We start from the raw sequence: 22,697 nt of genomic DNA, 5'->3' as shown, positions 1-22,697 counted from the left end.
TGAAGTGGGGTAATAAGTCATGAAAAGCGATATCGAAATAGCCCAAGCAGCAGTAATGAAACCAATCACTGAGATTGCCCAGAAACTTGATTTAACAGAGGATGATATTGAGTTATACGGTAAATATAAGGCTAAAGTCAGTTTGAATGTTTGGAACCGCTTAAAAGATAAGCCTGATGGCAAACTTATTCTAGTCACAGCAATCAATCCTACACCGGCTGGAGAGGGGAAAACAACAACGACCGTTGGATTAGGACAAGCTCTTTGGAAAATGGGCAAAAAGGCTATGATTGCTATTCGTGAACCATCTCTTGGACCCTGTTTTGGAGTTAAGGGTGGAGCGGCCGGAGGCGGGTACGCCCAAGTTGTTCCCATGGAAGATATTAACCTTCATTTTACGGGGGATTTCCATGCTATTACCTCCGCTCATAGTCTCTTAGCGGCGATGCTGGATAACAGTATTCAACAGGGAAACCCTTTAAATATTGATCCCCGTCAAGTTGTCTTCCGTCGTGTGGTCGATATGAATGACCGTGCCTTGCGCAAAATTGTTATTGGTTTGGGAGGAAAGACGGAAGGGGTTCCCCGTGAAAGTGGTTATGATATTACCGTTGCTTCTGAAATCATGGCGATTCTCTGCTTGGCAAGCGATCTTATGGATCTTAAAAAGCGCTTTGGCAAGATCGTTGTAGCCTATACCTACGATGGACAGCCGGTGACGGCCCACGATCTCGAAGCCGAGGGGGCCATGGCCCTCTTAATGAAAGATGCCATAAAGCCGAATCTTGTACAAACGTTGGAAAATACCCCTGTTTTTATTCATGGCGGACCATTTGCTAACATCGCTCATGGCTGCAACAGTATTATGGCAACAAAACTGGGTCTCAAATTAGTTGATTATCTTGTCACTGAGGCTGGATTTGGGGCGGACTTAGGTGCAGAAAAGTTCTTCGATTTAAAATGCAGATTTGGCGGCTTAAAACCCGAAGCCGTTGTTATAGTGGCAACGGTTCGAGCTTTAAAAATGAATGGCGGACTTGCTAAAGATCAATTAGGTACTGAGGATTTGGGCGCCTTAGCGCGAGGTGTGGTTAATCTTGAAAAGCATATTGAAAATATGGCTAAATTCGGGGTTCCTTCTGTTGTTGCGATAAACCGCTTTCCAACAGATACTGAGGCAGAGTTGAATCTGGTACGCGAGAGATGTCAAGAGCTGGGTGCAGAAGTTGCACTTTCCGAAGTATTTATGCGTGGCGGTGAAGGCGGCATCGAACTCGCTGAAACTGTTCTTAGGGTACTTGAACATAAAGAATCCAAGTTCAAAGTCCTTTATGAATCAGATTTGTGCATTGAGGAAAAGATTGAGAAAATAGCCAAAGAGATCTATGGAGCTGACGGTGTAGTTATTGATAAAGGAGCTCAGGCTTCGATAAAGAAATATGTCGAGATGGGGTATGGAAACTTACCGATTTGCATGGCCAAAACACAATACTCTCTTTCTGATGACGCCGCACGTCTGGGACGTCCTACAGGTTTCACCATCACTGTACGTGAAATTCGACTTTCTGCCGGGGCGGGATTCCTCGTTGCCATTACAGGTGCCATCATGACTATGCCTGGATTGCCCAAAAGACCTGCAGCCACGAGAATGGACATCGACGCTGACGGAACAATTACAGGATTGTTCTAAAAAGACAATAAACCTAATAATCAATCAATAGAAGCACCTTCCCATTGAGGTGCTTCTATTGATTGAAGTTCAGCAATCGAACGAGTCACTGTATTAAAGGTAGAGAATACTCATAATAGATCTTTCTAAAAAGGGATTTATAATTAATTATAGAATATAAGTGTAGTTCCTAAACATTTTCAGCTCAGTATCACCGATCACTGTGGATGAAATGACATCTTAAGACATGAGCACAGGCAGGTAAATGATGACAATTCAACAGCTTAAATATGCCCTCGAAATCGCAAACTGGGGTTCAATGAATGAGGCTGCCAAACGATTATTTATATCACAGCCGAGCCTTTCCAACGCGATCAAGGAATTGGAAGCAGAGCTTAATATTACTATTTTTGAGCGAACAAACAAAGGGGTAAGTATTTCCGTTGAGGGGACAGAATTCCTTGGTTACGCCCGGCAGGTTTTGGAGCAGATAGAATTACTGGAAAATCGTTACCTGGATGCCAGGCCATCTCACCAACATTTTTCGGTTTCGACCCAGCACTATGCATTTTCGGTGAGTGCCTTTGTTAACCTGATGGAAAAATATGCCTTGGAAGAATATGAGTTCACCTTAAGGGAAACAAGAACTTATGAAATTCTGGATGATGTTAAAAATCTGCGCAGTGAAATCGGGATTCTGTATCTCAACGAATTTAATTCGAAGGTCATTAGGAAGTTGCTGAAAGATAGCAATTTGAATTTTACAGTCTTATTTAGAGCGGCACCTCATGTTTTTATCAGCGCCAAAAATCCTCTGGCTCAACGGAAGAAGGTTAGTTTGGCGGATTTAGAGCCCTATCCATGTTTGTCGTTCGAACAAGGGGACTATAATTCCTTTCATTTTTCTGAGGAAATCTTAAGTACCCTATCCCATAAAAAGAATATCCGCGTCAGTGACAGAGCAACTCTCTTCAATCTCCTGATTGGATTAAATGGCTATACTATATCTACCGGCGTCATAAGCGCTGAACTTAACGGCGATAACATCATTGCAGTACCCTTAGATGTTCAGGAAATCATTACTGTTGGCTGGATATCCCATAAAAATGTGACCTTGAGCAAGCTTGCAGCAGCCTATATTCAAGAATTGGATAGTGTACTTAAAAATTATAAATAATTTGCTGATCTCGTTGTAAGTAACCGGTCGGGCAATTCCCCCTACAGGAGTATACGTATGATTTGTTGGCTGGCGATAAGCTCACCTGCAAATCCGTCAAGGAGTTCGAATCAAGAAAATGGCTTGTTATAGTTGTATGCTATAACAAGCCATAGTTTTTTTGACATACTTTATAACTGTTTCTAAATGCTATAGTAATGTCAAGGAGATAACTTCTTGGCAAGTTTTAACTGGCAGACTTGCTGTCTTAAGTCTTGAATGATCACTTTTGGATTCAAACTTGTTGGTTCATTATTCTTAAATTAAGGGAGTAAGGGAGGCTATTCATGAGATACAATATTGAGAACTATTTAAAGGAAAGAATTCTTGTTCTGGATGGGGCTATGGGAACGTGCATCCAGGGTTACGATTTAGCCGAACAAGAATATGGAGGCCTTTGTGAATGTCACAAAAACCAAAAAGGAAACAATGACCTTTTAAATCTTACTCATCCGGAGATAGTCAAAGAAATTCATAAGCGATATCTGGAAGCCGGGGCAGATATTATTGAAACCAATACTTTTAATGCCACCAGAATATCTCAGAAGGACTACGGAATGGAGGGAAAGGTTTATGAACTTAATTTCCAAGGGGCTAAATTGGCAAGAGAACAAGCTGACATCTTTACTAATCTTGACCCAAGTAAACCGCGTTTTATCGCCGGTTCAGTAGGTCCGACGAATAGAACTGCTTCTCTTTCACCGGATGTTGAAAACCCGGGCATCAGAAATATTAGTTTTGATGAACTTGTCTTTGCTTATGAAGAGCAGGTTAAAGGGCTTGTCGACGGCGGTGCCGACATTATTCTTGTGGAGACCATCTTTGATACTTTAAATGCTAAGGCTGCCGTTTTTGCAGCCCAAGATGTCTTTGAGAAAAAAGGTGTCACGCTGCCCATTTTTATCTCAGGAACTATTGCCGATAAAAGCGGCCGAATATTATCCGGTCAGACTCTGGAAGCTTTCGCCCAAACAATGAAAGGCGATGGAATCTTGGGTATCGGGTTAAATTGTTCCTTTGGTGCTAAGGATCTAATTCCCTTTATTAAATATCTTTCTAAGTCACAAGATCGATATATAACCTTTTATCCTAATGCCGGGCTCCCTAATTCCCTGGGGGAATATGAGGAACGGCCTGAAGAAACAGCATCTTTGGTTAAGAAATTAGCAGCAGAAGGACATCTGAATGTGGTGGGGGCTTGTTGCGGATCCACACCTGCCCATATAAAAGCGATCAGTGAAGCGGTTCAAGGGATCAAGCCGAGAAAAATTCCTCTGTTAAAAAAAGAGACGATTTTTTGCGGCCTTGAAGCTATTGCCATCAAGAAAGAAAATAATTTTGTCAATATAGGAGAAAGAACCAACGTTTCCGGATCGGCTAAGTTTGCAAGATTAATCAGAGAGAAAAATTATGAAGAAGCAATCTTAATTGCCAAGGAACAGGTGGAAAACGGTGCTCAAATTATCGATATAAATTTTGATGACGGGCTTCTCGATGCTGCTAGAGAAATGGATATATTTCTCAAGCTTCTTGCCGGCGAGCCTGAGATCTCCAGAGTTCCGGTGATGATCGATTCCTCTAAGTTTGAAGTTATCGAAACAGGTCTAAAGGCCATGCAAGGAAAAGCTATTGTGAATTCTATCAGTCTCAAAGCCGGAGAAGAGGAGTTTATCCATCAAGCAGCGTTAATTAAAAAATACGGTGCAGGCGTTGTTGTTATGGCTTTTGACGAACAAGGACAAGCCGATACCTTTGACAAGAGAATTGCCGTTTGTCAAAGAGCCTATGATCTACTGGTTAATAACGTGAAGTTTCCCCCGGAAGATATTATTTTTGATCCTAATATTTTAGCAATTGGCACCGGGATTGAGGAGCACAACAATTATGCCGTTGATTTTATTAAGGCCGTAAAATGGATTAAGGATAATTTGCCTCATGTTAAAGTGAGTGGAGGGGTAAGTAATTTATCGTTCTCCTTTAGAGGGAATAACGCTATCAGGGAAGCCATGCACTCCGTATTTTTGTATCATGTTATAGCTGCCGGAATGGACATGGCTATCGTAAATCCGGGAATGATTCAAATCTATGATGAAATCAATAAGGAACTTCTGGAAAAAGTCGAAGCTGTCGTACTGAATAAGACTCCTGAGGCTGCAGAAAACCTCATAGCCTTCGCAGAAAGCTATAAGGTTTCAGGGGGCGATCAAGTTGAGAATAAATCAGCTTGGAGAGCGGAATCACCCAAGAATCGACTTGTTCATGCTTTGGTAAAAGGTATCTCAGAATTTATTGAAGAAGATGTGGAAGAGGTCCGAAGACAATATGCCCGTGCGGTGGAGGTTATCGAAGGACCGCTGATGGAAGGCATGAACGTCGTTGGAGAATTATTTGGCGAAGGCAAAATGTTTCTTCCGCAGGTTGTCAAAAGTGCCAGAGTTATGAAAAAGGCTGTAAGTTTTTTATTGCCCTTTATAGAAGCTGAGAAGAAGTCCAACGAAAGCAGCAGTGCAGGTAAAGTGGTGATGGCTACGGTTAAAGGCGATGTCCACGATATAGGGAAAAACATAGTTTCAGTCATTCTTGCTTGCAATAATTTCGAAGTCATTGATCTGGGAGTTATGGCTTCCAGTGAACTAATCCTCCAGACCGCAAAATACGAAAAGGCTGACATTATTGCCTTAAGCGGACTGATAACCCCCTCCTTAGATGAGATGACGAATGTTGCGGAGGAAATGGAAGGGCAAGGTTTTACAATTCCCTTGATGATCGGAGGAGCAACCACATCAAAAACTCACACGGCCCTGAAAATTGCACCGAACTATTCAAACGGAGTCGTGTACAGCGTTGATGCCTCAAAGTCTGTAGAGATTGCCAAAAAACTCACTGACAAAAGTAAAGCAAGTGACTATTTAAAACAACTGGAAAGAGATTATCAAACGATAAGAGATAATTATGCCAGAGCAGAAAGAAAGTTAATGCCTCTTAAAGAAGCCAGAGAAAAAAGATCAAGCATCAATTGGGGTCTGGAAACTATAGCAGTGCCAAACTTACTAGGGACTAAAAGTCTTCTCAATTTCCCTCTCGGTGAGCTAAGGAAGTATATTGACTGGTCCTATTTCTTTATCGCTTGGGATATGGGGATGCCATATCCTAGAATTATGGAAGATCCTAAATATGGCCAAGAAGCAAAAAGGCTTTTTGCGGATGCTAATGATATGCTGGATTTATTAGAGAGGGAGGGAATACTTAGAGCAAATGCGGTTTTTGGTATTTTTCCTGCAAATTCTCAGGGGGATGACATTGAACTATACCATCATGAACGTTCGACAACCTTTAATATGCTAAGGCAGCAAGCGGTGGTCAAAGATAATGTCCATCGCTGCCTGGCAGATTATATTGCCCCCAAAGAGAGTGGAAAGACCGATTATTTGGGCGGATTTATAGTTACTGCCGGTCTAGGGGCCAAAGAATATGCTAATAAGCTTCATGATCAAGGCAACGATTATGGGGCGATCATGGTAAAACTTCTTGCAGATAGATTAGCCGAAGCTTTTGCTGAGTTATTACATTTTCAGGTGAGAAAAGATTATTGGGGCTATGCCCAGGATGAAAAACCAGAACCGGAATCTGTATTAAAAAGATCCTATAGAGGAATCAGGCCTGCTTTCGGATATCCCTGCCTTAGAGATCATGGAGAAAAAACGAAGCTATTTCACCTTTTGGCGGGCGAAAAAACCACGGGTATTAACCTAACGGAACATTATATGATGGATCCGGTGGCAAGTGTGTGCGGTTTGTACTTTGCCTCTCCCCATGCCAGATATTTTGATATTCACAGGATTGGTATGGATCAAGCAGATGATTACGTCAAGCGCACCGGAAAAGACTTTAAAGAGCTTAAGAAGATGCTGAGTAACTGCTTGTAGACAGCCGTGAAACTGATGACGGGATAATTTTACCTAAAAAGTATATTCATTATAGGGATCATTGCAGATTAACTGGATAAAAAAAGATTAATTTTGTATAATTTTCAAGGATTCGTCGATAAATAAGCAGTTGAGAAAATCTAGAAGGAGTAATAGCAATGACAGACTATAAGGTTATATTTCATATTGATGAAATGAACAAATGGGACCTCCTGTTGGGAAATGTAAGCAATTTATTAAAAGCAGCGGGGGAGGATAAATATTCTATTGAAGTTTTGGCAAATGCGGAGGCAGTTAAACATTATGATCTTAAGCATGGTTTAACTTCACAAAATGTTATGGAAAGTTTAAGTAATGATGGTGTTAAATTTGTTGCCTGTAACAATGCCTTAATGGCAAATGATTTAAAAAGAGATACTCTTTTTACGTTTGTTGAAATAGTTCCTGCCGGAGTCGTAGAACTTATTATCAAACAAAGCGAAGGGTATTGTTATATAAAACCTTGATAAAAGAAAGTCTTTTTTACTTAGAGTACAATTGATCAAACTTTAAAAAATCGCTCCCAATAATTGACCATTAGTCATCATTGGGGGCGATTTTGACTTAATTCATGGCAAATAATTTGTAAACGGTGAATAGAAACTTTGCGTATACCGATTTCGGGGTCTTTGGCGATAAACAGACCGGCGGTTACTTATTACTTTGAATGATTTAACTCACAGACATACAGGCTAGTTCATGATATCTTGGAAAAAATAAATTCTAAAAAAGTTATTGACTCAAATTTATAATGATTATAAAATAGTATAAAGTATGATAAAAAGGGTGGATGGAGATGTCTTGGAGTATAGTTAATTTTTCAGGAGAAGAGATTATTAAATTATCCCTTGAAATGGAAACGTCAGGCAAGGAATTTTATGAAAAGGCCTTAAATTATGCTGAAGAAATACAATTAAAAGAGATGCTGGGTTACCTTGCCCTAGAAGAGGAAAAACATCTTAAAGAATTCAAGAAATTGGGAGAAAGGCTTACTAAAGAATTTGAGCCAAATGAAAGTTATGCGGGGGAATATGGAGATTACCTGAAATCAATTGTCAATAATCATGTTTTTAACCTCAATAAGGTTGAAGATCTGGTGAAGGGAATAAAAACTGATCTGGATATTCTGCGATTTGCTCTCAGCTTTGAAAAAGATTCTATCATGATTTTTCAGGAGTTTGAAAATTTTGTAAGCAGTACCGGCAAGGAAATCATCAAAGAGCTAGTCAACGAGGAAAAAGGACATATTAAAAAAATTAATGCCTTGTTTTTGCTTATCTGAGGTAATCTTTACTCACACGGCATGTATAGATTTATAAAGTGCGATTTGCAATGAATTGGTATGAATACATAAAGCTTCTGTCCTCGGACAGAGCTTCTTTGTTAAGGTGAGACATTTAATATTTCGACTCACAAGCTGAATTATCGTAGATCAAAAGAGAGAGGGCGATTCTATGAGCGATGTTCAGAGACAAGATTTAGCTAAGTTACCTGAATCGTATCAGGAATTTTGGAAGCGAGTGGCAAACTATATTCCCAATAACCGTCGTTTTTGCGACCCCCTGCACACCTTAGCTTATGGGATTGATGCGAGCTTTTACCGTCTAATTCCTAAAATCGTTCTCAAAGCTCATAACTCCAATGAGGTAACCCAGATTATAAAAGCTTCCCATGAATATAAAGTGCCTGTAACTTTCCGAACAGCCGGCAGCAGTCTTTCCGGACAAGCTGTCACGGACTCAGTGCTTGTCGTTTTGCAAGGGGCCTGGAGAGGATGCTCAATTATAGGTCAGGGAGAAAAAATAGTCCTAGAACCGGGGATTATCGGAGCTGAAGCAAATCGTTATTTAGCCAAGTACGCACGGAAGATCGGACCCGATCCCGCCTCCATTGATCATGCTATGATCGGGGGAATTGCGGCTAACAATGCCAGCGGGATGTGCTGCGGCACTGCAGACAACAGTTATCAAACAGTGGCTGAAATGAAAATAATATTGAGTGACGGAACGATGCTGGATACAGGTGACGAGAAATCCTGCACGGACTTTTTGACGTCACATCTGGAGTGGGTTAAGAAAATCCAAGAAATAAGAAATAAAATCATGTCTGATCCTGAATTAGAAGCTTTAATCCGCCATAAATATAAAATTAAGAATACAACAGGATACAGTCTTAATGCTTTTGTGGATTTTGAAGAACCAATTGACGTTATAAAGCATCTTATGATTGGTTCGGAAGGGACTCTTGGCTTTATTGCAGAGATTACGTATCATACGGTTGTCGAGCATGCGCATAAAGCGTCTGCCTTAATTATCTATCCTGATATGGAACAAGCTTGTCTAGCAGTTCAAAGGTTAGATCGCGATACTGTTTCCGCCGCCGAACTAATGGATCGGATCTCTCTGAAAACTATGGAAGAAAAGCCCGGTATGCCGGAATATTTAAAGACCCTATCTCCCACTGCCACAGCATTACTCGTTGAAGTCCGCGGAAGTGACCAAGAATCATTGCAGCAAAAAATTAAGCATGTGGAAGACCTGCTGAAAGAAATCCCGACGGTTTTGCCTATGAGCTTTACGGATGTGAAGGCTGAATACGATAACCTCTGGAATATTCGCAAAGGAATTTTTCCGGCCGTAGGTGCGATTAGAGCTTTAGGAACGGGGGTAATCATTGAGGATGTTGCTTTTCCTAAAGAAAATCTTGCCGAAGCGACCATAGCCTTGCGTGAAATATTAGATAACTATGGCTATACAGATGCCATTATCTATGGACATGCTCTTGACGGAAACCTGCATTTTGTTTTTACCCAAGATTTCGGACGTTCTGAGGATTTACCACGCTATGAAGGTTTAATGAAAGATGTAAGTGAACTGGTGGTGAATCGTTTCGGCGGATCTTTGAAAGCAGAACATGGAACAGGCCGCAACATGGCTCCTTTCGTTGAGGTGGAATGGGGGAAAAAAGCTTATCAATTTATGCGGCAGTTAAAGGCTGCCTTTGATCCGGAAAACCTCCTCAATCCCGGCGTCATTATTAATGATAATCCCAACGTTTACTTGGAAAACTTAAAGAATATGCCTCAGGCCCATAAGATCATTGACACTTGTACAAACTGTGGATTCTGCCAAAATATCTGCACCTCTAAGAACTTAACCTTGACCCCGAGACAGCGGATTGTTATTCAACGTGAAATTCAGGAATTGCGGCGAACGGGTCAGGATCTGGAACGCTTAGCCCGCTTGGAGAAAGACTTCGATTATTCCGGTAATAAAACATGTGCTGTTGATGGTTTGTGTGCAACGACATGTCCTCTAGAGATCAATACTGGGGATTATGTAAAATATTTGCGTTCCCAAGAGGTTACGCCCAGTACTCGCAGAATCGCAGAAAGTCTGGCTAGTCATATGACAGGAGTCACCGGGGTCATGCGTTTCGGACTGGGAGCCGTCAATGGAGTGCACAGTATCTTAGGAACGAAGATGATGGAGGGAATCACTCAAGGTGCAAGGAAGCTTTCCGGCAATGCTATTCCTCTCTGGAACCCGTGGATGCCCAAAGCCGGCAGGGTCTCAACTCTAAGGATGCCAAGCGGAAATAATAAAGTCTCTGCAAAATCTCCAGGCGCAACACCTTTGAAAGTTGTTTATTTTCCAAGTTGTATCAGTCGTTCCATGGGAACGGCTAAAAAGGATCTCGATCAGAGATCGTTAAGTGAGGCAATGCTCTCTGTTTTGGAAAAGGCCGGATATGAGGTGATTTACCCCTCGAATATGGATAAGCTGTGTTGTGGTATGCCTTGGGAAAGTAAGGGCTTTTTTGAAACTGCTGATAAGAAAAGCTCCGAACTTGAGCAGGCGTTGTTCGCGGCAAGCGAAGAGGAAAAACATCCCATATTATGTGATACAAGCCCCTGTTTATATCGCATGAAGCGAGTCATGCCTACATTAAAACTTTATGAACCCGTTGAATTTATACATGACTTTTTGCTCGAGCGTCTAATATTTAATCAGCTTAAAGAAACTGTTGCTATTCATGTAACCTGCAGTTCGGTAAAAATGAAATTACAAGAGAAGTTTTACAATGTTGCCCATGCTTGTGCTGAAAAGGTTATCATGCCCCAAGATGTTCACTGCTGCGGCTTTGCAGGGGATCGGGGATTTACATTCCCGGAATTAAATCGTTCGGCCTTAGCCTCTTTGAAAGATTCTCTGCCGGAAGATTGCCATGCAGGCTACTCTAATAGCAGAACCTGTGAAATTGGTCTATCTTATCATAGTGGTATTAGTTATCAATCGATTGTTTATCTCGTGGATAAGTGTACAAAAGCACGATAGAATTATTTCAAGATAAAACAAGGACGTGACAAACTTTGCTTTGTTACGCCCTTGTTTTATGAACTTTTTACGCTCCTTATTACTCTTACTTGCAGAACAGACCGGAGTGAGGCGACAGAGTGGATCTGGAAGAACAGTTGAAACGGGCAAAAGCAGGTGATCAAGAGGCTTTGGTCCAACTGGTATTGACGAAAAAAGAAGAATATTACAGGCTCGCTTATGGTTATATGGGGAACCAAGAGGACAGGGCAAAACCTTGAGCTTGACGTTAAGCGGATAACTTATGTCAAGGTGTATAATGATGTCATCAATATTCCGGTAAAATAGAATTTCAGGAAGTATCGTTGTCACATAAAATGGTTTACTCATTACAAATCTATTACTAATTAAGAATAGTTGGGCCGCCTTTAAATTTTAGAGGAAGCTGAACAATGAATTCCGTCTCCTGTCCGACTTTACTCTGAACTTCGATGGTTCCTTGGTGCAGAGTCGTGATTTGGCGTACCAATGCGAGACCAATACCCGATCCTCCCGTTTCGCGGGTGCGAGATTTATCAGCACGATAAAACCGCTCGAAGATGAAAGGAAGTTCCTCTTCCGGAATGCCGCTGCCGGTATTTTTGACACGAATGGTTGAACAATCGGGGTCTGGTGTCAAAGTGACGGTTACTTGACCGCCGATATTTGAATAACGATAAGCATTGTGAATGAGATTGTAAAACAGTCTTGTTAAGAGTCGCCCGTCTCCCTGCATCATAACCGATGCGGGCGGAGGATTCCAGTTTAGAGCCAACTGTTTTTCTTGCATCAACGGAGTGAGATTGCGGATCACAGTTTCCAGAAGATGGTTTATGTCAACCGGTTCAAAGCTGGGAGTTAATGCTCCCATTTCTGCCACATTTAAGTCTCTTAAGTCGCTTGCTAGATCAACAAGGCGGTCAATTTCCTCATGAATGGAGGAGAGATTTTCTTCATCAGCTGGCAAAACGTTGTCTTGAAAGGCTTCGATGTAGCTTTTGATGGATGTTAACGGCGTACGCAGTTCATGAGCAATATCTGCTGTAAACTGCTTGCGGAGAGTCTCTTGGCGTTTCAGATTGTTAACCATCACGTTAAAAGCGACAGCTAATTGGCCGACTTCATCCTTCGTCAAAATATCAACGCGTTCATCCAAATGGCCTTTGCCGATGCGATCCGCGGCTTGAGTGAGTCGTTTCAGCGGTGTTACGAGATGACGACTTGTGAAGTAACTGAGTATAATTCCAAATGCTAAGGCCAAACTTCCGGCGAATAGTATAGAGTATAGAACAGATGACTGGAACTGAACGTCCTGGGGATTAATAATGGGTGCTGAGGAAGGGTAGCGGATAATGGCTTTAGCTAAAACTCCTTGCGGGCCTGAGACTGTTAACGTTTTCGTTTTCCAATTTGTGTTGGAAGTTGAGAACATACTCATGCCCATACTCATTCCGCCTTGACCGTTCATCATGCCGCCCATCATGTTACTTAACGTGGCAATTTGGTTACCGCTGGGATCAGTTAGGGTAACAATAGTCCCTGCAGGGAGAGATTGGCTGATCTCTTGGAGCGAGGCAGGGTCCCAAGTCCCTTTGCTTTGATAGGCACTGCTGAGCCGCGAAGGCAGTTGTTCGACGAGAGTTTCGTTGGTCCTAGTCAAGTAATTACTGAATTGCCGGTGAAAAACCAGATCAACTGCTAGTATGCTGAAAGTTAAGGTTATGAGAGTGATGATAAGGGTGGAGAGAAATAACTTTTTGCGCATGTTATCCTCCGCTGTTTGGGTTGAATTTGTAACCTATACCGTAAACCGTCATAATGATTTGTGGATCACTGGGTGTAGTTTCGATTTTCTGGCGAATTTTCTTAATATGGGCGTCAATGACACGGTCATCCCCCTCAAAGTCGTGACCTTGGACAATCTCCACCAATTGGCCGCGGGAGTAGACCCTTCCGGGATGTTTGGCAAGAGCGCCAAGTATTTTAAATTCAGTGGGGGTTAAGGCAATCTCTTGATCGTGAAGTCGAATTTCATGCTGAATATTATCGATGGTAAGGCCATTGTCATAGGTAATGACGTCGGCCAGAGGGGAAGTTTCATTATTCGAGCGGCGAAGAACTGCCCGCACGCGGGCGACGACTTCACGAGGGCTGAAGGGCTTAGTAATGTAATCATCAGCCCCGATGCTTAATCCTTGAATACGGTCTTCCTCTTCAACTCTGGCCGTGAGCATAATGATAGGTACAGAGGATATTTTTCGAATTTCCTGGCATACTTCTATTCCGGTCATACCGGGAAGCATTAAATCAAGAATCACCAGGTCATAGGGGTTTTCTTTAAACATGGTTAAGGCAATGATACCGTTTAAGGCTGTATTAACCTGAAATCCTTCTTGTTGAAGGTAGGCTTTAAGTACTGAGGTGATTTTCTTTTCATCATCTACAACTAAAATCCTCATTTAAATTCTATCCTCCTAATCCACGAAGTTATAGCCTATTATACAAGGAAACTCGATTTATAGACAATCATATCAAATGATGTAATGATAAGGCTTGTGTTTTATGCTTTATGAATAAGTAACGCACTCCTTAACAAGGGTGCGTTTTTCTTTACGGCTATCTGTCTCAAAGTATAAACATTGAATTAGATTTTATGATGAATATGTTGTGAATTTCTAATGAATTTAAAGCAACTAATACAATAGTTCGTTCTATAAACCAGCAAAGAAACAGGAGTACCGCTTACTATTATAAATAGTTTCGCGGCACTCCCGTGAAGGTATCACTTTCAATTGCATACTAGAAGAAGGGCTAATACGTGCGAAGACAGTGTCTTAGTGGGTACTCAGCCGAGTTTTCTTTATTGAAGTCTTGTATTTTGTTGTTGGTTCTGATTTTGAGTTTTGTTCGTTTGCTGATTCGTTTGTTGATTCATTTGCTGATATGATTGTCCATATTGAGTTTGCTGGCTTTGTCCAGTTTGTTGTTGCTGCTGTTGTGAGCTTTGTGCCATGTTTTGAAGTTGAGTTTGAGCTTGATCAATAAATTCATGCATTTGCGTGAGGACTTTTGTGGACTGAGCGGATTGATTTGCTTGATTTAAAGCTTGAATAGCATTTTGGATTGATTGCTGAATTTGATTGACGTTTTGTAATTTCTCCTGTTGAGACTGGTTTTTAAATTGGTTCATTTGATCCAGCAGTTGAGTTATCTGCTGCTGACCTTGCCCTAGGTTGACTCCTTGAGTTTGTGAACCAAAGGTAGATTGCAAGCTAGAAATGGCTTGCTGCATCTGAATATATTGATCTTTTAAAAACTTCGGTGGGGGAATCCCCTGGAGTTCAAAGCAGCAAATACGAAACCTGAATAATCAGCCTGATACTTAAGAGTCCTAAATTCACTTCGTTTTATTTAGCATAGTTTCTCCTGTAAAGTAATGGTATTGAAACAATGAATCAATATCAGTTTTATTTTTATGGCCAAAGTATAAAAAATCAATGAGATTTTGTTGTGAATGAGCTATGGATTTCTTGTGAATTTCTTAAAAAATTCTCAAAAACTTCTCTAAAAATCTTCTTCATGTCATCCATTTGCATTATAAGTTCACGAAATTTAGTTCACTCTTTGAAATCAAATGGGATCTCCATTAATATCCAAGCAAATAGTTATGTAGTTTTTCTCCCGACACGCATATAGTTAAACGTTACTTGCTGTGAAGGGAGATTCTAAGGTGGAAAAAGATTGCAGCGCGGCCGAAAAATCAAGAAGTCAAAGTATGGCAATACGTTATAAAGTTTTACTTTTGGCATGTTTTGTTATTGTACTTGTCGGGGGGATTAGTCTATCCCTGGTCTTATATACTAGCGACAAGGGGCAACTTGCCGAGGGTATTGTATTACAAATCCCGTTGGGGAACCTTTCTAGGGGAGAGGCTCAGTCGAAACTGGATCAAATGCAAAAAGAAATCTACAAGCGCCCCGTTTTTTTAATTGCTGGCGATAAAAGTTATTCATTAAATCTTGAGGAACTTGGCTTTTCGTATTCTTTTGAAGAGCCGCTGCAAAAAGCCTATCTCATTGGGCGAGAAGGGAATATTTTCAATAAAGCTTTTAGCAAATTTAACGCGAGATGGGGAATCACGTTTACACCCAACTATCATTGGGATGATCACGTTCTCCGGGAAGTCTTAATAAGACATCTCTCGGAACTGAATATTTCTTCAGAGAATGCCCGTTTTTTAGTTAACTCCGATCACTCGCTGAGGATTGTTCCAGAAAAGCCTGGGAAACAAATTGACTTTGAGTCTTTAATGACCAGCATCAAAAAAGAACCTTATAATGACATTTCAAAAATCTCTATTCCATTTGAACAAGTCAACCCCACTATAACAAAAGCGGACTTGGCTAAGGTAAAAATGTACGGCCTGCTAAGTAAATATTCGACCAGTTTTGATCCCAATCAGAAAGAACGAACGATTAATTTGCAGCTCGCGGCAAAATCAGTCGATGGATTGGTGCTGCAGCCTGGAGAGGTTTTCTCTTTTAACCGGACAGTTGGACCAAGAACCGCTGAAGCCGGATATCAAGAAGCTCTGATTATTGAAGGGAATTCATTCGTACCAGGGTTGGGCGGCGGTGTATGTCAAGTTTCCAGTACATTGTTTAATGCCGTTCATTCAGCATCTCCTCTGTTAACGGTAGTCGAACGTTCACGCCATAGTCTGCCTGTTGCCTATGTTCCGCCAGGCCAAGATGCAACGGTGGCGTATCCGGATCTTGATTTCAAATTTCGAAACGATTCAAAAACATTTCTACTGATCCGAAGTGATGTTAATAACAATACTTTAACCTTTCAAATATTTGGGGAAGCAAAATAACTATCCATTGATTTTGGCGTATTCGGTTGGACAATTGGTAAAATAATTCGATTGACAATTCAGCGAAAAATCAGTATATTAATAACGAACAATATGAAAGCGCTTCCACATGGCGATTAATGCCAACTCTCTTTTATTTGATTTTTGAAGATAGACGATTAATTGTTCATGCAGAGTTGAATTTAGGTAGAATATAATAATATGTTAATTACGATAAAAACTCTGCGTAAACCGCAGAGACCAAATTTCTTTGTCTGAACTAGGTACATATTGGAATGTGTGGTAGCGGTACCACATTTTACTTATATAGAAAGCGGAGTTGAAAGAATACATGGCTACTATACGGGATGTTGCAGCTCTTGCAGGTGTTTCCATTTCTACAGTTTCTAGGGTTCTTAATAAAAGTGGTTATGTTAATGCCGAGACGGAAAAAGAGGTCTTAAAGGCTATTCAAACCCTAAAATATGAACCTAGTGATGTTGCCAGGGGCCTGACGAACAAAAAGACTAAAACAATTGCGCTAATCCTGCCGGATATAGTAAATCCTTTTTTTCCCGCACTGAGCAGGGCTGTTGAAGATGTGGCCAGGACGCTGGGATACACTGTCATCTTCGGCAATTCTGATGGTCAAGCAAATAAAGAAAAGGCCTATATCAATATTCTTAAACAAAAGTATATCAGCGGAATTATTTTTGCTTCACATAACTTGAACCGCGATGATGTCGAGTATCTGCAAAAGATCGATATCCCCTTTGTTGTACTAGATCGAGCTCCTTCCCGAGAAAATTGTACCGTGATTCGGTCTAAAAATTTTGAAGGAGCTAAAATTGCCGTTCAGCATTTGCTTGATATAGGTTGCAAGAAAATAGCCCATATTTATGGACCTCAGGAAATTAATACAGCTAAGGACCGCCTAATGGGCTATGAGGAATCTGTCAAAAATTCGAATTGGTATAGCCCGACTTTAATGGTACCAGGAAATTTCAAATTGGATGGCGGTATGAACGCAGCTAGAGTCTTAATGGAACGTCACCCGGATGTTGACGGAATTTTTGTAGGTAACGATTTGATGGCAGTTGGAGCCTTAAAAACCCTCTTGCGTTTAGGTATCAATGTTCCGAAGCAAATTGCAATTTGCGGTTTTGATGGCATAAATCTGACTGAAGCCGTTGAGCCGGAATTAACGACAATAGCCCAGCCTATTTATGAAATGGGAGCTTTAGCGGCTGAGTTGTTAATTATGAAGATAGAGGGGTCTCGTGTAGAAAATCGGATTTATGAACTGGAGGTTAAGTTAGTTCAACGAGATTCGACGAGAAAATAAATAATCGCAGTTAACAAAAATAGAGATATAAATAGTTTGATATAAGAAATGGACAACCTCTAACCATTTTAAACAATTCGAGTCTTCTGTGATTATGGAAGCGGTACCATATTTGTATCAGTACTATCAATAAATACCACATTAAGCTGTCTGGTGAGAAAAAAACTAACAGAGGTGTCATGGAATGAAAAAACAGGGTGTGCTTCATGGAGAATTATCTCGTATCATTGCTACGTTGGGCCATGGCCAAAGTTTAGTGATCGCTGACTATGGCTTACCGATTCCGCCCCAAATCCCTTTTATAGATTTGGCCGTTAGTGAGGGCGTAGCTTCTTTTTGGGATGTTTTCAATTCTGTTCTGACCGAATTAAGTGTGGAACGGTTAACCGTTGCCCAGGAACTGCAGGGGGCTCACCCTGATTTATTTGCTAAAATCAAAGGGGCGACCGATGCTCCAATTGACCTTGTCAGTCATGAAATGTTTAAAGATCGTTTGAACTCAGCTTCAGTGATTGTACGTACTGGTGAGTGGACTTCCTATGCTAATGTCATCTTACAATCCAGCGTAATTTTTTAGGTGGTGAATTTATGGCATCCTTAGAAATGAAGGGAATCTGTAAAGCCTTTTCCGGTGTTAAAGTCTTACAAGGGGTGGACCTTCATATAAATGGCGGAGAGGTTGTGGCTTTGCTCGGAGAAAATGGTGCCGGCAAGTCCACTCTAATGAAAATCCTAACCGGAGTTTATGTGGCTGATGAAGGACAGACGGCTATCGACGGAGAGGTTGTATCCATTCGGGGAATTCGAGATGCCCAGAACCTGGGAATCGAAATGATTTACCAAGAACTTAACCTCTTTCCCAACTTATCAGTGGCAGAAAACTTTCTGATAGGGCATGAAGATGAATTTCGAAAGATGGGTTTTGTTAATTATCCTCTGCTCTATAAAAAGGTTGAGGAGACAATGGCCACTCTGAATCTTAATCGCAGCCCTAAAGAGCCCCTCGGAGGCCTGAGCGTTGGAGAACAACAATTGGTGGAGATCGGCAAAGCTTTACAGAAAGACGTTCGCTTTCTCATCATGGATGAACCTACATCTGCGTTGAGCAGAGCCGAGACTGAAAGGCTTTTTGAAATAGTTCGTTCACTCAAAGCAAAAGGTGTTGGGATTATTTATATTTCTCATCGCTTAGAGGAATTGTTCACGATCGCAGACCGGGTGACTGTTCTGCGGGACGGGCAGTTTATTGCTACTGTTCAGACGAAGGAAACAACGGAGCGGGAATTAGTTTCCTTGATGGTAGGCCGGGAGATTGAAGAACGATATCCACATATTGATATAACACCTTCCGATAGGGTACTGCTCGCAGAACACTTAAGTACAGAATCTATTCATGATGTCAGCTTAGAAGTAAAAGCGGGCGAAATTGTGGGTCTTGGTGGTTTGATGGGAGCTGGACGAACCGAAGTTGCCCGTGCTTTAAGCGGGATCGATGCTTTGAAGTCTGGAGAGATAAGCTTAGAAGGACGAACTCTCTCTTTAAAATCTCCGCTAGAGGCTATTCGCGCGGGTATTGCCCTTGTGACTGAAGACCGCAAAAATGAAGGTCTGCACCTTCCTTTTTCCATTCGAGAAAATTTGGCGCTTCCAACCCTCGGTGAACGCAGTCGCTTCGGTCTGATCCAAAGGCAGGGGGAACAGGAAAATGCTCAGCATTGGGTTAAACAATTGAGGGTAAAAACCCCTACGATTGAACAATTGGTACAAAATTTAAGCGGTGGAAATCAGCAAAAGGTTGTTATCGGTAAGTGGCTCGCCTGTAATCCAAAATTGCTGATTCTGGATGAACCGACACGTGGGGTTGACGTAGGGGCTAAGCAAGAGATCTATCAGCTAATGAACCACCTGAAGTCTGAAGGTAAGGCCGTTTTATTAATCTCTTCAGATTTGCCTGAGTTGTTGGGCATGAGTGACAGGGTCTACGTTATGCATGAGGGAGTTATTAAAGGCGAATTACTGGCCGGAGAGATGCAGCAAGAGGCATTTATGAGCTTGGCCACAGGAGGCGAAGTATAGTGCAACGGGTTATGAATACAATTAAACGCTATCATTTAGGACCGACAATTGGTCTGGTTATCTTAATTTTTATTCTTTCTTTCGCGACTGCAAAGTTTTTTACCTTTGGAAACCTGCGTAATGTTGCTTTACAGATTTCAGTTAATGCCTTGATCGCCGTGGGTATGACGTTTGTTATCCTGACCGGAGGGATTGACCTGTCGGTCGGTTCCACCTTAGCTTTAAGTGCGGCTATTGCTGCTCAACTTATGATGGGGCATGTAAGTCCTTGGATGGCAGTCATTGTAGCTATAGCTTTCGGAGGTTTGGCCGGCGCACTCAATGGGCTCTTTGTGGCATATGCAGGCTTGGCCCCATTTATTGTTACGTTAGGTACGATGACGCTGTTTAGAGGAATGACAGAAATTTATACCAATGGAATGCCCATTTTCAATTTGCCACAGGAGTTTGCGAAATTTGGTACCGGAACGTTTCTTGAAATTCCGATTCCAGTCTGGGTTATGGCGGCAGTTTTTATTGCTGCTTGGATTGTATTGCACAGAAGCATTTCAGGCAGGCGCATCTATGCTATTGGAGGTAATGAGCGAGTATCCTTCTTAGCTGGTGTTCCGGTCAAGCGATATCTGCTCGGAGTTTATGTAGTCAGCGGTATTTTGGCCTCTCTGGCAGGAATCATTCTGGCCTCCCGTTTAGGCTCCGCAGAACCAACTGCCGGTGTGGGTTATGAACTTGATGCCATTACTGCCGTCGTACTTGGCGGGACCAGTTTGGCAGGAGGAGAAGGGACATTAGTTGGGACATTAATTGGAGCATTAATTCTAGGAATTATTGATAACGGATTAAATCTTCTCAACGTTAATTCTTTTTACCAGGATGCGGTAAAAGGGTTAATTATTCTTGCGGCTATCATGCTTGATCGCAAGAAATCTAATGGGAGGTAAGAGGCCTCAGGCCTCCTTCTTCAAATAAATAAAACATAAAGAGGAGAATGGCAATGAAAAAATGGAAAACTATTTTGGGGCTAGGTGTTCTGACTGTAGGCCTGGTATCTGGGTGTGGAACTGTTTCCAATAGTAATTCAAGCGATAAGACAGCTGCCCAATCAAAATCAAGCGATACCACCATCGGTTTCGCTGTCTCTACAACTAACAATCCGTTCTTTGTAGCAATGGAAAATGGAGTTAAACAGGAAGCTGCTAAAGAAAACATTAAAGTTATTGTCGACAATGGTAATAATGATGCAGCGACTCAATTGAACCAAGTTCAAGATCTGATTCAACAAAAAGTCAGTGCGATAATTCTCAACCCGACAGACAGCCAAGGATTGTCCACTGCAGTTGCTGCGGCCAACAAGGCGAATATTCCTGTCATCACTTTGGACCGCAGCGTAAATTCCGGCAAAGTATCCAGCTTTATTGCTTCTGACAACGTTCAAGCCGGAAAAATGGCTGCTGATGAGATCATAAAAGCCTTGAATGGTCAAGGTAAAGTCGTTGAGCTGCAAGGAATCATTGGTACCTCTGCCGAAAGAGACAGAGAACAAGGATTTGATCAAGAAATGGCAACAGCCAAAGGAATTCAAATTGTCGCTAAACAATCGGCTAATTTCGACCGCAGCAAGGCCTTAAACGTTATGCAAAATATTCTTCAGGCAAATCCGGATGTAAAAGGGGTTTTTGCCCAAAATGATGAGATGGCTCTTGGTGCCTTAAAAGCTATTCAACAAAGCAATAAAACAGGGATAGCTATTGTGGGTATTGATGGAGAGCAAGAAGCAGTTAATGATGTCCAACAAGGACTCTTCTATGCGGATATTGCACAGCAGCCTATTCAAGAGGGTGTATTGGGCGTACAGAACGCAGTGAAACTAGTGAAGGGCAATTCTGTTTCGGCGACAGTCAGCTCACCTCTGATGTTAGTTGAAAAAGGAACTTCATTCAGCGGCTTCTAGAAAAAGTACACGTTTGATAAAGGGATGTTAGCCGGAGGAGGTGAAGCAGGATTATGCGTTCTATTGCGGTCATAGGCAGCCTCAATATGGACATAGTCAACAGGGTTGAGAAAGCACCTTTACCGGGTCAGACTATTAAAGCTCTTGAGACAAGCTATGTTCCCGGCGGAAAAGGAGCAAATCAAGCTGTTGCTGCCGCTCGTGCAGGAGCAAGAGTCGAAATGTTTGGCGCCGTGGGTGCGGACACTTACGGAGAAATTCTGCTGGAGAACCTGAGATCTTCCCGTGTCGGAACGGAAAGTGTTCTTCTTAAACAAGATGTAGGAACAGGATTGGCCTTCATTACCGTAGATGAACTTGGAGAAAACAGTATCATAATTTCTCCGGGCGCTAATGGAAAAGTGGAAACCCAGGATGTCCAGGTTGAGGAAAGGCAATTGCTGGAGCCTGATATCATCATTTTACAGAATGAGATACCTTACTCTACAGTTGCTTATGCCTTGGAATATTTTGGGGCGAAAGGGAAATATATTATCTACAATCCTGCTCCAGCATTCGCACCGCCGGAGAACGCTTTTAGCCGGGTTGGTCTGCTGATTCTCAATGAAACGGAAGCAGCTGTCTTATCCGGGGCAGAAACGGGAACTATAGAAGAAGTTCATTCCGCTGCCAAGATTTTGGTGGACAAAGGATGCCGGGAAGTCATTGTAACTTTGGGAGCCAAAGGATTATTTTACTTGAACAGGGAAGGAACAACGGTCTATTTGCCGGCGTTTAAAGTTGCGGTGACCGATACCACTGCGGCGGGTGATACCTTTGTTGGTGCGTACGCAACTGCTATGGTTGAAGGTAAGCCAGTTCAAGAAGCGCTGCGTTTTGCTTCAGCAGCCTCGGCTCTAACCGTTACCAGAAAAGGTGCCCAGACATCAATTCCTGAACGGTTAGAAATTGATGCTTTTTTAAGCCAAAGGCAGTTCGTTGATGACTTATAATTGATTTGCTTATGACTGACATACTAATTAATGAATGAATGAAGGTCCTCATTTATACCGATGAGGGCCTTTTAAGTTACTCCTTGTTTGGATGGGGCATTATATGTGATGTAAAAGTTTATATCTTTGCAGACATCAGAAATCGCTACTTAACGCATGGAGGTGCACAACGATCTAGTCTTGATCATTGTCTGCAAGGGGTAAAAAGCCAAAGATAGGAATAGTTAATCAGTAACATAGAGTTATCCTATAGACAATAAGCCAAAAAGAATG

17 protein-coding genes are annotated in these 22,697 nt (G+C 41.8%); 14 read left to right on the top strand and 3 right to left on the bottom strand.

Translation table 11 applies throughout. The features are described 5' to 3' along the window. Positions 1-19 precede the first annotated feature (19 nt). The 7 genes from DESACI_RS13255 (at position 20) to DESACI_RS23705 (ending at position 11,447) form a co-directional block, all read left to right on the top strand. Positions 20-1,690, top strand: coding sequence for a formate--tetrahydrofolate ligase (locus DESACI_RS13255; RefSeq protein WP_014827706.1), 1,671 nt, complete (start codon positions 20-22; stop codon positions 1,688-1,690). A 247-nt stretch (positions 1,691-1,937) separates the two neighbouring features. Further along, positions 1,938-2,846, top strand: a complete 909-nt coding sequence (locus DESACI_RS13250) for a LysR family transcriptional regulator (protein WP_041276086.1) — start codon at positions 1,938-1,940, stop codon at positions 2,844-2,846. A gap of 326 nt (positions 2,847-3,172) precedes the next feature. After that, complete coding sequence (gene metH, locus DESACI_RS13245) at positions 3,173-6,811, top strand: methionine synthase (RefSeq protein WP_014827704.1); 3,639 nt, start codon at positions 3,173-3,175, stop codon at positions 6,809-6,811. A gap of 158 nt (positions 6,812-6,969) precedes the next feature. Continuing rightward, positions 6,970-7,317 carry a DsrE family protein gene (locus tag DESACI_RS13240; protein ID WP_014827703.1) on the top strand — a complete coding sequence of 116 codons (348 nt, stop codon included), beginning with the start codon at positions 6,970-6,972 and terminating at the stop codon, positions 7,315-7,317. Positions 7,318-7,646: 329 nt separating this feature from the next. Beyond that, positions 7,647-8,132, top strand: coding sequence for a ferritin family protein (locus tag DESACI_RS13235; RefSeq protein WP_014827702.1), 486 nt, complete (start codon positions 7,647-7,649; stop codon positions 8,130-8,132). Positions 8,133-8,304: 172 nt separating this feature from the next. After that, positions 8,305-11,187 (top strand): FAD-binding and (Fe-S)-binding domain-containing protein, encoded by a 2,883-nt coding sequence (locus tag DESACI_RS13230; RefSeq protein ID WP_014827701.1) that lies wholly within the window; start codon positions 8,305-8,307, stop codon positions 11,185-11,187. Positions 11,188-11,306: 119 nt separating this feature from the next. Further along, positions 11,307-11,447, top strand: a complete 141-nt coding sequence (locus tag DESACI_RS23705) for an RNA polymerase sigma factor (RefSeq protein ID WP_014827700.1) — start codon at positions 11,307-11,309, stop codon at positions 11,445-11,447. Between the two features lie 122 nt (positions 11,448-11,569). Here the strand turns inward: DESACI_RS23705 and DESACI_RS13225 are convergent, their stop codons facing one another. From DESACI_RS13225 to DESACI_RS13215, 3 genes are all read right to left on the bottom strand, one after another. Then, on the bottom strand, positions 11,570-12,970 hold the full coding sequence (locus DESACI_RS13225) for a sensor histidine kinase (protein ID WP_014827699.1): 1,401 nt from the start codon (positions 12,968-12,970) through the stop codon (positions 11,570-11,572). 1 nt (position 12,971) lies between these two features. Next, positions 12,972-13,664 (bottom strand): response regulator transcription factor, encoded by a 693-nt coding sequence (locus tag DESACI_RS13220; protein WP_014827698.1) that lies wholly within the window; start codon positions 13,662-13,664, stop codon positions 12,972-12,974. Between the two features lie 401 nt (positions 13,665-14,065). Continuing rightward, complete coding sequence (locus tag DESACI_RS13215) at positions 14,066-14,497, bottom strand: hypothetical protein (protein ID WP_014827697.1); 432 nt, start codon at positions 14,495-14,497, stop codon at positions 14,066-14,068. Between the two features lie 438 nt (positions 14,498-14,935). On the opposite strand from DESACI_RS13215, the gene DESACI_RS13210 reads away from it, so the two are divergent. The 7 genes from DESACI_RS13210 to rbsK all read left to right on the top strand — a co-directional run bounded on the left by DESACI_RS13210 (position 14,936) and on the right by rbsK (position 22,424). Then, on the top strand, positions 14,936-16,081 hold the full coding sequence (locus DESACI_RS13210) for a VanW family protein (protein ID WP_014827696.1): 1,146 nt from the start codon (positions 14,936-14,938) through the stop codon (positions 16,079-16,081). Positions 16,082-16,412: 331 nt separating this feature from the next. Beyond that, complete coding sequence (locus tag DESACI_RS13205) at positions 16,413-17,405, top strand: LacI family DNA-binding transcriptional regulator (RefSeq protein ID WP_014827695.1); 993 nt, start codon at positions 16,413-16,415, stop codon at positions 17,403-17,405. Positions 17,406-17,589: 184 nt separating this feature from the next. Beyond that, positions 17,590-17,982 carry a D-ribose pyranase gene (rbsD, locus tag DESACI_RS13200; RefSeq protein WP_014827694.1) on the top strand — a complete coding sequence of 131 codons (393 nt, stop codon included), beginning with the start codon at positions 17,590-17,592 and terminating at the stop codon, positions 17,980-17,982. 11 nt (positions 17,983-17,993) lie between these two features. Then, positions 17,994-19,481: a sugar ABC transporter ATP-binding protein gene (locus DESACI_RS13195; RefSeq protein WP_014827693.1), complete on the top strand. Its 1,488-nt coding sequence runs from the start codon at positions 17,994-17,996 to the stop codon at positions 19,479-19,481. After that, the gene (locus DESACI_RS13190; protein ID WP_014827692.1) at positions 19,481-20,422 is read left to right on the top strand and encodes an ABC transporter permease; all 942 of its coding nucleotides are present in this window, start codon (positions 19,481-19,483) and stop codon (positions 20,420-20,422) included. The genes DESACI_RS13195 and DESACI_RS13190 overlap by 1 nt, the downstream gene beginning before the upstream one ends. 53 nt (positions 20,423-20,475) lie before the next feature. After that, positions 20,476-21,432: a substrate-binding domain-containing protein gene (locus DESACI_RS13185; protein WP_014827691.1), complete on the top strand. Its 957-nt coding sequence runs from the start codon at positions 20,476-20,478 to the stop codon at positions 21,430-21,432. 53 nt (positions 21,433-21,485) lie between these two features. Continuing rightward, complete coding sequence (rbsK, locus tag DESACI_RS13180; RefSeq protein WP_014827690.1) at positions 21,486-22,424, top strand: ribokinase; 939 nt, start codon at positions 21,486-21,488, stop codon at positions 22,422-22,424. Positions 22,425-22,697 lie beyond the last annotated feature (273 nt).

Source organism: Desulfosporosinus acidiphilus SJ4, from assembly GCF_000255115.2.
GTDB classification, from domain to species: domain Bacteria; phylum Bacillota; class Desulfitobacteriia; order Desulfitobacteriales; family Desulfitobacteriaceae; genus Desulfosporosinus; species Desulfosporosinus acidiphilus.
This window is presented reverse-complemented; position numbering and strand designations above follow the sequence as displayed.

What these genes read in the sequence shown, in the direction of transcription:
- DESACI_RS13195 (WP_014827693.1), top strand. Translation starts at nt 17,994, where the DNA reads ATGGCATCCTTAGAAATGAAGGGAATCTGTAAAGCCTTTTCCGGTGTT.
- DESACI_RS13185 (WP_014827691.1), top strand. Translation starts at nt 20,476, where the DNA reads ATGAAAAAATGGAAAACTATTTTGGGGCTAGGTGTTCTGACTGTAGGC.
- rbsD (WP_014827694.1), top strand. Translation starts at nt 17,590, where the DNA reads ATGAAAAAACAGGGTGTGCTTCATGGAGAATTATCTCGTATCATTGCT.
- metH (WP_014827704.1), top strand. Translation starts at nt 3,173, where the DNA reads ATGAGATACAATATTGAGAACTATTTAAAGGAAAGAATTCTTGTTCTG.
- DESACI_RS13255 (WP_014827706.1), top strand. Translation starts at nt 20, where the DNA reads ATGAAAAGCGATATCGAAATAGCCCAAGCAGCAGTAATGAAACCAATC.
- DESACI_RS13205 (WP_014827695.1), top strand. Translation starts at nt 16,413, where the DNA reads ATGGCTACTATACGGGATGTTGCAGCTCTTGCAGGTGTTTCCATTTCT.
- DESACI_RS13240 (WP_014827703.1), top strand. Translation starts at nt 6,970, where the DNA reads ATGACAGACTATAAGGTTATATTTCATATTGATGAAATGAACAAATGG.
- DESACI_RS13230 (WP_014827701.1), top strand. Translation starts at nt 8,305, where the DNA reads ATGAGCGATGTTCAGAGACAAGATTTAGCTAAGTTACCTGAATCGTAT.
- DESACI_RS13225 (WP_014827699.1), bottom strand. Translation starts at nt 12,970, where the DNA reads ATGCGCAAAAAGTTATTTCTCTCCACCCTTATCATCACTCTCATAACC.
- rbsK (WP_014827690.1), top strand. Translation starts at nt 21,486, where the DNA reads ATGCGTTCTATTGCGGTCATAGGCAGCCTCAATATGGACATAGTCAAC.
- DESACI_RS13220 (WP_014827698.1), bottom strand. Translation starts at nt 13,664, where the DNA reads ATGAGGATTTTAGTTGTAGATGATGAAAAGAAAATCACCTCAGTACTT.
- DESACI_RS13215 (WP_014827697.1), bottom strand. Translation starts at nt 14,497, where the DNA reads ATGCAGCAAGCCATTTCTAGCTTGCAATCTACCTTTGGTTCACAAACT.
- DESACI_RS13235 (WP_014827702.1), top strand. Translation starts at nt 7,647, where the DNA reads ATGTCTTGGAGTATAGTTAATTTTTCAGGAGAAGAGATTATTAAATTA.
- DESACI_RS13250 (WP_041276086.1), top strand. Translation starts at nt 1,938, where the DNA reads ATGACAATTCAACAGCTTAAATATGCCCTCGAAATCGCAAACTGGGGT.